The sequence below is a fragment of the Larkinella rosea genome (assembly GCF_003858635.1).
Classification (GTDB): Bacteria; Bacteroidota; Bacteroidia; order Cytophagales; family Spirosomataceae; genus Larkinella; species Larkinella rosea.
The window spans coordinates 1,117,827-1,131,685 of sequence record NZ_RQJO01000007.1 but is presented as its reverse complement, the minus strand read 5'-3'; the positions used below and the strand labels follow the sequence as shown (position 1 = coordinate 1,131,685).

The window sequence follows — 13,859 nt, the reverse complement described above, 5'->3', positions numbered from 1 at the left end:
AAAACCGTACCTTTGTCCCAATTTCCGATTTGCATATTCCTTCTAATCCAGATTTCATTCATGAATTCTCGTTTTCACGGCGTTGGGGTCGCCATTGTTACCCCGTTCAACGATGACTTAACCATTGATTTTGATGGTTTTGGCCGGATTGTTCAGCACATTTCTGACGGCGGTGTCGATTATGTTGTGCTGCAAGGTACCACGGGTGAATCACCAACGGTGAAAAAATCGGAAAAGAAACAGTTGCTTCAGTACTTAAAGGAAAATAACCCGAAAAAATTACCGATCGTCTACGGCATTGGCGGCAATGCAACACCCGAAGTTGTCGAGACGATTAAGGATACGGATTTCGAGGGCGTCGATGCCATTCTATCGGTTTGCCCCTATTACAACAAACCGGGGAAACGGGGTGTGATTGAGCACTTTACGCGCATTGCCGATGCCAGCCCGGTGCCGGTAATTCTATACAATATTCCGCCCCGAACCGGCATCAACATGACGGCCGAAACGGTGTGTACATTGGCCGATCATCCGAATATTATTGGGGTTAAAGAAGCCTCGTGCATCATCGAGCAATGCATGGAAATTGCCCGCGACAAACCAGACGATTTTCTATTGATTTCGGGCGACGATGTGCAGGGAGTTCCCATCATCAGCATTGGCGGTGTGGGCGTGATGTCGGTGGTTGCCAATGCGTTCCCGGCAAAATTCTCAACGATGATTCATGCGGCCCTCCAGGGAGATTTTGCCTTTGCCCGTACGGAACTGGGTCATTTCCTGCGCATCGATCCATTGTTATATGAAGAAGGAAATCCGGTGGGAATCAAGAAGATTCTGGAAATCCTGGGGCTGGTTTCTTCCAAGGTTCGTCTGCCACTGTATGCTGCATCGGATGATCTGGGCGAGCGCATGCGTGCGGTTTTGCAGCAGGATAAATTAGTCGAACTGGTCGCTTAACCGCGGTATACGGTTTTGAGTTGACGGTATTTCGTTGGTTAGCGCAAGTTAAGTTTTCCTGCGTCAGTCAACCGAATACCGTCAACCCAAAACCGTATACCAGTTATTAGCTTTTGCCTCCACCGAAAAGCCGGGACACCCCCCAAATGATAAGGCCGATGACGGCAATCACCAGGATCGCTCCGGTCCAGGCTCCCGCTTTGAATATACCGCCGATGACTTCGCAACTGGACATACCGACCAGCATAAAAAGGCTGACCGCCAGCATATTGAGAAAATGAGTGAAATTACGCATGGTTTGTGGGAGTTAATGTTTTCCAATCAAACTCGTGATTTCAGGCATTTGTTTTTAGAATGTTAACTATACGTTCCACCAATAGGTCAGCTTCAGCACCAGCGCCCGGTTTTTAACCGTTAACGAACCGGGTAGGTAATTATCCGTGTAGACAATAAACAGATCGGAAGCCGGTGCATAGCGCCATTGAAACCGGGTATTCAGATTGACATTTTTGGCTTGTTCATTGTACTGCACGAAGGTGGTGAAAAATAGTTTATTGGTCATCGTCAGGTCGATGCGCGGGCCAACCAGCCAGAATTTTACGCTGGAATGGGTTTCGGGAATTCGGATGTCGTTGTAATTGGCACTCACGGCCAAACTCACAAACGGCTGAAACCGATAGCCCAGGGCCGTAATCAGATTCAGGCGGGTGCCGTTGGCGTAATAACCTCCGTATCGACCTGAGAATGAATACGTAAAGACACTTTGTGGTTTTGAAATGTAATCCATCCCCACGGCGTTCCAGCGGTGTTCGGTGCCGCGAGCCAATGTATCCCGGCCGGAATTAGTGGGATCAAAGGGCTGCAAAAGCCGGATGTAATCATGACCGGCCCAAACCGCAAAAACGCTCTTGGTTCGGAACGTGGTCTGGTACATGGCCACCGTTTCGTTGTCGGTTTTTCGGAAGGTTTCGTCGTATATAAAATAGGAGGTGATTTGCGGACCATGACTGAGAACGGAACCACCTTTCGGAAACAGCATGTAACTGGCCGTCGGATTGATCTTGATGTAACCCCGGCGCGGCACGTATCCGACTTCTGCCGAATAATTTTTACCGACGTATTCGTGCTGCCAGCCCACGATCCATTTGCGGGTGCTGTAGAGCAAATTGGCCGCATGAACCAGGCTGCGGTTCGAATTCTGGGGATCAAACGATTTGAGAACGATGGCTTTGCCTGTCCAGGTATTGTTGGACGACGCCAGGTTGTATTCAAATCCGAAATTCCGGTTGAATTTGGAATACGTCGATTTTCCGGCTTCGGTCGCACCCGGTTCGTAATTCAGCGATTCCTTGTTGATGAATATGGCCCCGATGTTGGAGCGCGAGAAAATTCGGCGCTGGAGGGCTACAACGGCAAAGTTCTGGGCGGGTAAACCGGTGGCATCGACTTTCCCGGTTTGCATGTCCATGACGCCAATCCGCCAGTCTTTGTTCAGTTTGCCGCTGAGCCGGGCCCCAAAGCGGATGGGAACGCCCAGGCCGATCCGTCGGGAGAAAAACGGCCGGATGTTGGCGTAACCAAAGTTGGACATCTGGTCACCGTTTTCGAGAAAAAACTGCCGACGTTCCGGGAAAAACAATTCAAAACGGTCGAGATTGGTTACCTGCTGATCAACGTCAACCTGCGAAAAGTCCGGGTTTACCGTCAGATCCAGGTTGAGCGACGAGGTGACGGCCACCTTGGCATCCAGACCGACGTCGCCCCGGTACGCATTCGGTTTATCATTGGCGTAGTCGCGGGTCAATCCGCCGAGGGCGTATGGAATCAGGGAGATGTTGGAACCGGCCTGCGGTGGCGGCTGATCCCAGACAATCGTTCCGGTGTAAGCCAGCGACGCCGTCGGAAATTGCCGGGGTACGGGCGCCCAGCTCGACTTTTCGGTGGTTTTCAGATCCTGGCGGCTGAAATTGATCCCCCAGCGGGTGATTCCTTTTTTGTAGCGAATGGTTTTGAAAGGAATGGCGGCTTCAAAAACGTACCGGTCTTCGTAATTTTTGACGACCGAATACCACTTGTTGTCCCAGCTCAAATTGGCTTTCCCGCCTTCGTACAGCAAACCGTCCCATTGCGCTCCGACGGCGTTGGCCCCGAACGTAAAACCGTTGGTCTGGTCGTCGAACGGGTCCATGAAAAAAATGAAATTGTCATTTTTGCCAAATTCCCAATCCCGCCGGAGCGATTGAACAAACGGGCGGTTGATGAACGAACTATCCGGGTTTCGGCCATAATAACAGACTGCAATGATGTACAGATTTTGCTGGTCGTACGTCATTTTCACATCCGTCCGCAGTTTGGCATAACTGGTGTCCATCGGCAACACCATGTAAAAATTGGAAGCGGTTTCGGCTTCCAGCCAGGCTTGTTCATCCATTACCCCATCGATTTTCAGGTGAGGAGCCCGTTCGGTCGGGACGGTTTGGCGGATGTGATACTGATAAGATTCGTTTTTCTTCTGGGCGTGAAGGGAGGTACAAAAAATCAGGCAGGGCAGGAACAACCGGAAAAATCTCACAAATGCTCGCTATTTTAGTGGGTTTCAAAAGTAAACAATCAAAGATACGGCAAGTCCCGGCGGGATGATTAAAATCGTATCTGTATTTTTTGTGGATTGATTTCATGCCATTTCTACTCTTCAGGCCTAATTTAGGGAGGCCGCTCCGGCTAATCGGGTTGCTTTTGTGTGGGGTGCTGTCCATGCAAACTGTGGTTGCCCAATCGAATTTATTGCCGCCTGCCGAAGTCCTGACCGAACGGCAGGGCTTGCCCCAGGCGTTTGTGTCATCCATCATGCAGGATCGGCAGGGATTTATCTGGATGGCCACCCGCGATGGCCTGTGTCGCTACGATGGCCAGCGGTTTCGGGTTTTTCAAGTGGCCTCTCAGGCGAAAACCGCTCTTTCGTTTCCGGATGTTTACAATGTAACCCCTGACCGCGAAGGATACATCTGGATCAAGAGCGAACAAAACAAGATGGATCGGCTCGATCCGGCTACGGAAACGTTCCGGAATATCACCCGCGAACCGTTTTACCGCCGTCATTTCGGGCGAGATACGCTGTGGGATCTGTACCCCGATAGTCGCAACCGCGTCTGGCTGCTTTTTCGCAATAATGGGCTGGTTTGCTGGAATTTACGGACCAACCGCTACCGCTGGTTCCGGCACACGAAACAGCCTTATTCACTTAGGAACAATGTGGTTCGGGATGTCAGGGAAGACCGTCGGGGTACTATCTGGGTAGCGTCAAATGGTGGCCTCGACCGATTTGACGAAAACGAGCACCGCTTTATTCATTATCCGCTCGCATCCGGGAAGCCGGTTTCGTGGCCGGACTCGATTCTGGGCCGGATGCACGCCCGGAAAAACGGCGATCTGCTGATTCATTCCCGGCGGCATCTCACGCTCCTTCACACGAAAACGGGTCAAATCCGGGTTTTTCCGCTTCCGCCCCTGGGAAACGACGTCTGGTGGGAGGCTCGGTTTACGTCCGATAGCCGGGGCAATGATTATTTGTTGTGGTATAATCAGATTTTTCGGGTCAATGAGCAGTCGGGATTGCAGCCACTACCGGCGTTGACGAAGGATATCACCGCCAAGAGCGTTTTTGTCGATCGCTCGGATGTGTTGTGGATCGGTACCAACGGCGCGGGCGTTCGGAAATACGATCTGTCGACCACGGGTTTTGAACGATCGCTGTACCGGGTCGATTTTTGTACGGATTTGCTGATGGGTCAGTTAGGTGTACCGGCATCGCAAGTTCCCCGGTTTTCAGCTTCCACCGATTCGTATCATTTTCGGTATGCCGTCGATGGGAAAGGACGGCTCTGGTTCAATCGGGGCCAGCCATTTTATCGCCTGGATCTGAAAACAAAACAGATTCAAACCATCCCGCCACCCCATTTACCCGGCGAATCCGATGAACGTATGTATGTGCCGTTAGCGGCTGATCCTAGTGGCCGAATCTGGGCTGTTTACAAAAAACAGGCGGTTTGGTTCGATGAAAGCCAACAACGCTGGCAGGTGTTTCCGTTCCGGTTTACGGTGGCATCAGACATTCAGCAGGCGGTTGTCGATGACCGGGCTTTGTGGCTGGCTACGGAGTTCCATGGCCTTTACCGCGTCGATCGGGCAACGGGACAGACCCGGCGCTTTGGGTTCGATGCCCGAAATCCGGCTTCGTTGAACAGCGATGCGCTGTTCTGTCTGTTTGCCGATCCCCTCGATCCGAATCTACTTTGGTTGGGGACATTCGGCAGTGGACTGGGCCGGTTCGACAAACGGACGGGGCAATGTCGGCGGTTTACCATTGCGGACGGTTTGCCCAACAATGTCGTCTATTCCGCCATTCCGGATCGGCGTGGAAGCATCTGGATCGGTACCAACAAAGGAATTGGCCGGCTGAATCGTCGGACGTTGCAGGTACAGAATTATACGACACAGGACGGTATTCTCGCCGATGAATTCAACCGGTTTCATTTTTTGCAGCTTCCCGGCGGGCGGATACTGATGGGTGGATTGGAAGGAATTACCGCTTTTTATCCCGACCGGATTACGAATGATCCCTATCAGCCTGCCGTGGAACTGACCGGCATTCAGATTAATAACCGGACAATTAAGCCCGGTACTGACTCTCCGATGGGGGATTTCCCCGAACAGGCACTTCTATCGCTGAACCTGCCTTACAACCAGAACTTCCTGAATCTGGAGTTTGCCGCTTTGCAGTTTAACAAAGCCGAAAAAAACCGGTATCGGTACCAGCTGGAAGGATTGGATGAGGGCTGGATACTGTCGGAACGACCCGTTGCGGTATACACGGACTTGCAACCCGGTCATTACCGGTTTTTGGTGAATGCCTCCAACACATCCGGAATCTGGAGCCGGGTGGTTCGCCGACTCGACATTACGATTCGGCCGCCCTGGTGGGCTACCTGGTGGGCTTATGTCCTGTATAGCTTGCTGCTGATCAGTCTGTTCTACGTGTTGCTGCGGATCTACCGCAACCGGCTCCAACTCCGGCAATCGGTCGAGCTAAAGCAGCGGGAAGTGGAGATGAAAACCCGGTTTTTTACCAATATTACCCACGAGTTTCGAACGCCCCTGACGCTGATTCTGTCGCCGATGGAAGGATTGATCAGTGAATTGGAAGGCACCCAATACATCCGCCGGTTGACATCCGTCCATAAAAATGCCCAACAACTCCATCAACTGATTAACCAGTTGATGGAGTTGTCGAAACTGGACGCCCAGGCCATGAAAGTTGAAGAACGGGTTGGGAGTCCGGGCGAGGTGGTTGAGCAGGTGGTCAGGAGGTTTCAGGAAGCTGCCGATCGGAAATCCATCCGGTTGACGTTCCAGGATCAGAAAACCGGTATGTTTGTGTTTGACCCCTCGTTGCTGGAACGTATTGTTTACAACCTGCTTGCCAATGCATTGAAATTTACACCGGAAGGCGGGCAGATTGGTATTGTCCTGGAATACAGATCGATAACGCCGAAAGCATCGGAGTTTGTCATCCGGGTTTCGGATACTGGAATCGGGATTCCGAAAGAACAGTTATCGGCGATATTTGAACGGTTTTACCAGGTCGATCCTTCCTCGACGCGGGGTTACGAAGGTACGGGAATTGGATTGGCGCTGGTCAACGAACTGGTTCAACTGCAACAAGGGCGGATTGCGATGGAGAGTGAGGTCGGTTCGGGTACGTCCGTGACGGTTTTTCTGCCCTATCGCCGGGTGAAAGCCGACGAAAAAACAGACGTTCCGGAGTCGCAATCAGCGGTTTCGTCCCTGATGGAACCGGTTCATACCGATTTCAGCCACGTGGAACGGGCGTTTGACCGCAAGGAGCCTGCCAACCCGAACGCTGAGGAGCACACGGAGCTGTTGCTGGTGGAAGACAACGACGAACTGGCCGATTTCATCATCGGGAGTTTGCCATCTTCCTATCGCATTCTTCGGGCGGCTAATGGGGCCGAAGGGCTTCAGGTGGCCACGGAACGGATGCCTGAACTGATCATTTCCGACGTCCTGATGCCGGTGATGGACGGGTTGGAATTGTGCCGAAAAATCAAGGCTGATGAGGCTACGAGTCATATTCCGGTGATTCTGCTCACGGCGAAATCCTCGACGGAAAACCGCCTGGAAGGACTTTCGCTGGGGGCGGACGACTACATCACCAAACCGTTTCTGGTTTCCGAATTGCAATTGCGGGTTCGAAATCTGCTCGAACAACGTCGGCTGGTGCGGGAAAAGGTGAAGGCGTCCCTGCTCAGTCCGGTTACCCTCGTAACGCTTCCTGTTACCGAAACCGTCGATCCTTTTCTGGGCAAAGTTTATCAATTGCTCGAAACCGCCCTCGATGATTCAGGTTTTGGGGTTGACGAACTGGCCGAGCTTTCCGGATTAAGCCGGACTAATTTATACCGGAAATTGAAAGCACTCACCGGATTACCGGCCAATCAGTTCATCCGCAATTATCGCTTGAAGCGCGGATCCCAGCTGCTTCGTCAGGGGTATTCACCTTCGGAAACTGCAACGATGGTGGGCTTTGAAAGTCATTCCTACTTTACCCGCTGCTTCCGTGAACTTTACCGCATGACGCCCACCGAATTTGCTGAATCCTGATATGAATGAGTGTGAAAGGTTGTTTCGCGGAGTTAAACGGAGAAGAAAAGAGTTAAGCGAAGAAATTAGTAATAAACTCTGCTTAACTCTCTTTGCTCCGCTTAACTCCGCGAAACAACCCCTTTTTTATCTAAGAAACCCCTCGAAAGGCTACTTGGCACAGGATTAACAGGAGTTTGGCACAGGATTAACAATCGGTTTGGGTACGGAAACAGACCTTTGAGGTCTATTTAACCCCATCAATTTCCTGTATCTTATGAAATCACTTCTTCGAATTTACCTTTGGCTGCTGGTGCTGCTTTTTGGAACACAGGTTGCCTTTAGCCAACCCATTGTTTTTTACGTTACCCAAAACGGAGCGGGCTCCCAGAACGGCTCCGACTGGCTGAATGCCTACCCTGGCACGAATTTGCAAACCGCCATCAATGCTGCCAGTACGTATTGGCAGGCCAATCAGGATAAGGTGGTGGAGGTCTGGGTAGCCCAGGGGATTTATAAACCCACTACGGGAACAGACCGATTCCTCTCCTTTGCCATGAAGGATCATGTGGCAATTTACGGAGGCTTTGTGGGCGATGAAAGCGCCCTGAGTGCGCGACCGCCGATTACGCTCAGTGCGCCTTCAAGCACGACATTGAGTGGTAATATTGGTGAGCCCGGGATCGCCGACAATTCCTTTCATGTGCTTTTTAATGCCTCGTTGACTTCCACTGCGGTACTGGATGGCTTTTTGATTACCGGGGGTAATTCGGATGGGGGTGGTGGCGGAGGTATTTACAACTCGGATGGCAGTCCAATCATCCGGTATTGTTGTTTTCTGAACAACAAGGCTCGTTATGGGGGCGGTCTTTACAATATAAGCAAGGCGAAGGATTCTGATCCGGAATTTATCAATTGTAGTTTTATTGCCAATCGGGCCGAGCTGACGGGTTACAGTGGATCTGGTGGTGGTGTATATAACCTGAGTGAAGATAATTCAAGTGGCAGCCCCCGATTCATTAACTGTGAATTTTTAGGAAATAGTGTAATGGAGGGCATGGGAGGAGGAATGATGAATTTAAGCGGAAATAACGAGGGGATACTGCACCCCCAGCTGATCAATTGCACGTTTGTCAACAATTCAGCAGATATACGCGGGGAAGCGATCTATAATTTCAGAGCTTTTGGGACATTAGACCTGACGGTCGTTAACAGCCTGTTCTGGAACAACGGTGGGGCAAATACTATTTTCAATGATAATGCCCCAACCGTCACGGCTCAGTATAATTTGTTCGAAGAAACAGTAACGGGCCTCGAAGGGAATACCAACCTGACGCCCACTACCTCGCCCTTTGTCAGCGATACTGACCGGCAACTCCGAACCTGTTCGCCAGCGATTAACGCGGGCGATCCGACGAGCACGACAGCAACCAGCGGTGCCACCGATCTGGAGAGCAATCCCCGGTTTTACAACAATGGCCGCATAGACATCGGTGCTCTGGAATTTCAGGGAAGTCCCTTACCTGTACCGGTGCTGAGTCTGCCTCCGTCGATTACCTTACCGATTATTCAAAATACCCCCTCTGTCTCGTTGACGATCACGGGGTGTGAAACCGGGAACCTGAGTTGGAAAGGGCCGAACAACACCAGCGGTACCGGAACCCGTATTACGATTCCCACTTCAGCGACGGCGACACTGGTTTACTCAGCCACCTGTAGCATTGGCAGTTGCGTTTCCGACCCCGGTTCAACTACCGTTTCGATTGTGCCGGGTTTGATCAGCGGCAGCTTCGATGGCTTTGTCTACGGGGCCGATTGTTCCACGTTCCGGGGCTGGGCCTGGGATCGGAATAAAGTCAATACGCCCATTTCGATCGATATTCTGGATGGTCCGGTTGTCGTCACCATGCTAATGGCCGATGTGTTTCGGCAGGACCTGCAAATCGCCGGAAAGGGCAACGGCAAACACGCCTTCAGTTTTCCCATTCCCGAATCGTTGAAAGACGGTTTGCCTCACCAACTCTCGGCCCGCGTCGCCGGAAGCAGTTTTTTCCTGAAAGATTCGCCCAAAGCCCTCGTATGTCAGGGCAGCAGCTCACCCGCCAATAAGGCACCGGTGCCACCTACACCTTCTATTTTGGTCGCTCCCCTGATGGCTCAGGTCAACGTACCATTCTCCGGAACATTAGTGGCCTTCACTGATCCTGAGGGTACTGCATTGACCTACGCCCTGAGCGGTTTGCCCGACGGTTTGTCAATCAACGCCAGCACCCGAATCATCAGTGGTACACCGACCCAGTCGGGCACCTTTGTGCTGGCGTATTCGGCGACCGATGGGGGCGGATTGACCAACTCTGTAAGCTTCCCGCTGACGGTTAATCCGGCTTCGACGACGACCGTCAGCGGGAATTTTGAGGGCTATTTAGACAAAGTGGAATGCGGTACAATCCGGGGCTGGGTTTGGGATCGTAATCAGCCCAACGCACCGGTCACCGTGGAGTTTTATTCGGGTAGTACCGTTTGGGGCAGCACGGTGGCGAACATCTACCGTGTCGATCTGAAGAACGCCGGGAAAGGGAACGGGGTTCATGCCTACAGCTTTGAGGTACCTCAGGCATTAAAAGATGGTACAACCCGCGCGATTAGTGCCCGAATTCAGGGCAGCACGTATGTGTTGAAAGATTCCGGAAAACCGCTGCTGTGTCCGTCAGGCAGCCGGTTTTCAGCCGAGGTGTCGGACGAACTTCAGGTTACGGTTTTGGGAAATCCGGTTTCTGAGGTAATTCAGGTGGAGGTTCGGGGAGTTGGAGGGCTGCCGGTACAGTTGACGTTATTGGATAGCCAGGGGCGGGAACTTTTAGAGGAAAGAGTTGAAACAGCCAATTCGATTGACCAACGTCAATTCGATGTCAGACGTCTGATTCCGGGCATACTCTTGCTTCGGGTTTCCACACCATTCCAAATCAGGATGGTGAAAATAGTAAAGACTAATTGATTATATGGCGGTAAAAATTTAAATGCCTGAGTAATAACTGATAACATTGATTAAAACCGGCAAATTGGACAGTTTGCCGGTTTTTTTATGAGTAAAAAACTTTAAGTAACCATTTTTTTCATATGATTTAACTTATTATTAGCATTATTATAAATTTTGATCATATTTTGCAGTGGTAAATCCTATTCCTGTCCGTTAATTAAGAAGCCCAATGCTTACATTAATCCTTCCACTTTCCGCAGTCGACCACCTTATGGTCGAAGAATCGTTGGTCATTGACCGAAAAATTTACCCAACCTAAGTTTCTTTTTTGTCTGATTACCCAACCTGGTCATTCTGATTCAGGCTGGCCTTTCTTTTTTTACCTGTTTCACTATAACCCTTTTTTTACACATGAAAAAAGTTCTCCTTTTTGCCCAATTTATTGGGCTGTTTTCACTCTGGTTGCTGAGTATTTCAGACGCAACCGCTCAATGGACCACGTCCGCTGTCAGTCAAAGCCGAAATAAGCTGGCCGGAACCAGTGCCGGTGGCAAAGCCTTTTTTGGGGGCGGTTTCGAAGGGGCGGAAGCATCCAATAAGGTCGACATTTACACGGTTTCTACCGGCGCGTGGTCTACCACAGCTCTTTCCGAAAAACGTGGAGCACTAACGGCGACGGCTTCTCCTGACTCGGTTTTTTTTGCGGGTGGAGGCAGCTATGACGAGAAAGGGCTTTCCAAGCGAGTCGACATTTATTCGGTTTCCACAGGAGTTAGCTCAACATCGGCCAATCTGTCCGAAAGCCGTTCCCGGCTGGCTTCTGGCTATGGAGGTCGTAAGGTAATTTTTGCAGGTGGGCTTAGTCTGCAGGGGCAGTTTATTAAAACCTTGCAACCGACCAAAACCATCGACATTTATGATCTCGTGGATAAAAACTGGTCGACGGCCCAACTTTCGGAGGCCCGTTCCGAATTGGCGGGAGTTGCCGCCGGGGGAAAAATCTTTTTTGCGGGTGGTGTCAAGGGATTACTAAGTTATTCGAAACGAGTAGATATCTACGATGTGGCAACGGGTAATTGGTCAACCGCTGATCTCTCTCAGGCCCGGGCCGGCTTGGCTGCTGTGGCTGCCGGGGGCAAAGTGTATTTTGCGGGTGGTATCAAGGGCGTTCTGGACTATTCGGATCGAGTTGATATTTATGACCTTAATTCAGGGGAATGGTCGCAGACTACTCTATCCAAAAAAAGAGGGTATTTGACCGCTACGACCGTTGGTGATAAAGTATTTTTTGCCGGTGGTGAAGCCGTAGTTAATACGATTTTTACGGAATCGGTGACAACCGTGGATGTATTTGACCTGACAACTCAAAGCTGGTCAACGGATAATCTCTCCAAGAAACGGAAAGATCTGGCTTCTGCCAGTGTGGGAAATAAAGCACTTTTTGCCGCTGGATTCGAAGGATTGTTAGATGGCGGTTCTACGTCGCGGGTTGATATTTACTCGGCAACCGCCATCGATCAACAACCCACTCCGGCTTCATCGACGGTTTGTCAGGGAAGTAATGTGTCCTCCACCATTACGGCGCTGGGTGACGAATTGACGTACCAATGGTATAAAGGTGAAGCCAGTACATCGGGAACGCTGGTAGACGGGCAAACCTCAGCGACCTTGTCACTGACGAACGTTCAACCATCCGATTCGGATTCGTATTACTGTAAAGTCAACGGTTTGGGCGGAGAAGCTTGGTCCGATGCATTTGTGCTTTCTGTGAATGAAAATCCGTCGGCTCCGGTTATTTCGATGGGTGGCCAAAGTTCAATTTCCGTTATTCAGAACACGCCGTTTGTATCGTTGACCATTACTGGCTGCGAATCGGGAACCATTGCCTGGTCGGGACCGAATGGTGCCGGCGATGGTAAGCGGAGCATTACAGTGCCCACGAATGCTACGGCAACCCTGACGTATTCGGCTACCTGCACAGTTGGAAGCTGCGTTAGCCCGGCTGGAAGTGCCACGGTTATCGTAACGCCCGGTACGGCAGTTGGTAATTTCGACGGTTATATCTACGGTGCCGATTGTTCAACGTTCCGGGGTTGGGCCTGGGATAAAAACAAAATCAACACGCCTATTCTGGTCGATATTCTGGATGGTCCCAATGTGATTGCTACGATTCCTGCCGATGTGTTGCGTCAGGATCTGGTCACAGCAGGGAAAGGAAATGGTAAACACGCGTTCCTCTTCTCAATTCCTGAATCGGTAAAAGATAACCAGTCGCACTACCTTTCGGCCCGGATCGCCAATGGCACCTTCTTTCTGAAAGATTCTCCGAAGGCCATCATTTGCCAGCCGAGTGGCACAAGCCCTGGAAACCAGTTGCCAAAACCGCCTTCGCCGACGGTGATAATTGCTCCGCTCGACGCTCAGGTCGGCGTACCTTTCTCAGCGACCCTGGTGGCTTTCACGGATCCGGAAGGAACCACGCTTTCGTACGGTTTGACCGGTTTGCCAAATGGGTTGACAATCGATGAAGTGACGCGGGTAATTTCCGGAATTCCTACTCAGGATGGAACATTCGTGTTGACGTACAAAGCTACGGATGCCGGTGGTGCAAGTAACAGTGTAAGCTTTAATCTGACGGTTTCTCCGGCTTCTTCCGGTGGGGTAACGGGTGAGTTTGAAGGCTTCCTGGATAAAGTAGAATGCGGAACCATTCGGGGCTGGGTTTGGGATCGCAAGAAACCGAACACGCCGTTAACCGTTGAATTTTATACGGACGGCACCGTCTGGGGTAGTACGGTTGCGAATATCTACCGGGTTGATTTGAAAAATGCCGGGAAAGGAAATGGCTACCATGCCTATAGTTTCGAAGTACCGTCTGCTTTGAAAGACAACGTTAACCGGGCCATCCGCGCGCGGGTTCAGGGCAGTACGTACGACCTGAAAGACTCCGGAAAGATGCTGCAGTGTTCGTCGGCACCCGTTCGTCTGTCGGCCGAATCGGTAGAAAATCTGAACGTGGTGCTTCTGGGGAATCCGGTGAAAGATCAGGTAACTGTGGAGGTTCGCGGAGTTGGCGGACAGCCGCTCGGGTTTGCCTTAAGCGACCTTCAGGGCCGGATCATTGGTGAACGCCAGATCGAAAAAGCCGCCGAAGTAGAGCGTCAAAGCTTTGGTCTTTCGGCTCACCCATCCGGTTTGTTCTTCCTGAAAGTAACTGCCAACGGCCTCAGCCGCACGCTGAAAGTGGTGAAACCGTAAAATTGAC

The 13,859-nt window shown here is 51.2% G+C and carries 6 protein-coding genes; 4 read left to right on the top strand and 2 right to left on the bottom strand.

Annotation, left to right across the window (positions count from 1 at the left end):
* Nucleotides 1–60: 60 nt before the first annotated feature.
* Entirely contained in the window at nt 61–957 is an 897-nt protein-coding gene (gene dapA, locus EHT25_RS04895) for a 4-hydroxy-tetrahydrodipicolinate synthase (protein ID WP_124871478.1), read from the top strand.
* A 106-nt stretch (nt 958–1,063) separates the two neighbouring features.
* Here dapA and EHT25_RS04890 read toward each other — a convergent pair whose 3' ends face one another.
* Nucleotides 1,064–1,252 carry a hypothetical protein gene (locus EHT25_RS04890; protein WP_124871474.1) on the bottom strand — a complete coding sequence of 63 codons (189 nt, stop codon included), beginning with the start codon at nt 1,250–1,252 and terminating at the stop codon, nt 1,064–1,066.
* A gap of 66 nt (nt 1,253–1,318) precedes the next feature.
* On the bottom strand, nt 1,319–3,529 hold the full coding sequence (locus tag EHT25_RS04885) for a DUF5916 domain-containing protein (RefSeq protein WP_124871471.1): 2,211 nt from the start codon (nt 3,527–3,529) through the stop codon (nt 1,319–1,321).
* A 182-nt stretch (nt 3,530–3,711) separates the two neighbouring features.
* Between EHT25_RS04885 and EHT25_RS04880 the strand changes: the two genes are divergently transcribed.
* From EHT25_RS04880 to EHT25_RS04870, 3 genes are all read left to right on the top strand, one after another.
* Nucleotides 3,712–7,638 (top strand): hybrid sensor histidine kinase/response regulator transcription factor, encoded by a 3,927-nt coding sequence (locus EHT25_RS04880; protein ID WP_185731281.1) that lies wholly within the window; start codon nt 3,712–3,714, stop codon nt 7,636–7,638.
* Between the two features lie 256 nt (nt 7,639–7,894).
* Nucleotides 7,895–10,612: a putative Ig domain-containing protein gene (locus tag EHT25_RS04875; protein WP_124871465.1), complete on the top strand. Its 2,718-nt coding sequence runs from the start codon at nt 7,895–7,897 to the stop codon at nt 10,610–10,612.
* Between the two features lie 393 nt (nt 10,613–11,005).
* A complete protein-coding gene (locus tag EHT25_RS04870) occupies nt 11,006–13,852 on the top strand; it encodes a putative Ig domain-containing protein (protein ID WP_124871463.1) in 2,847 nt (948 codons plus the stop codon).
* Nucleotides 13,853–13,859: the final 7 nt, after the last annotated feature.

Bases quoted from the DNA above. Each gene is read 5' to 3' on its own strand.
- EHT25_RS04890 (WP_124871474.1), bottom strand. From the start codon at position 1,252: ATGCGTAATTTCACTCATTTTCTCAATATGCTGGCGGTCAGCCTTTTT.
- EHT25_RS04870 (WP_124871463.1), top strand. From the start codon at position 11,006: ATGAAAAAAGTTCTCCTTTTTGCCCAATTTATTGGGCTGTTTTCACTC.
- dapA (WP_124871478.1), top strand. From the start codon at position 61: ATGAATTCTCGTTTTCACGGCGTTGGGGTCGCCATTGTTACCCCGTTC.
- EHT25_RS04880 (WP_185731281.1), top strand. From the start codon at position 3,712: ATGCAAACTGTGGTTGCCCAATCGAATTTATTGCCGCCTGCCGAAGTC.
- EHT25_RS04875 (WP_124871465.1), top strand. From the start codon at position 7,895: ATGAAATCACTTCTTCGAATTTACCTTTGGCTGCTGGTGCTGCTTTTT.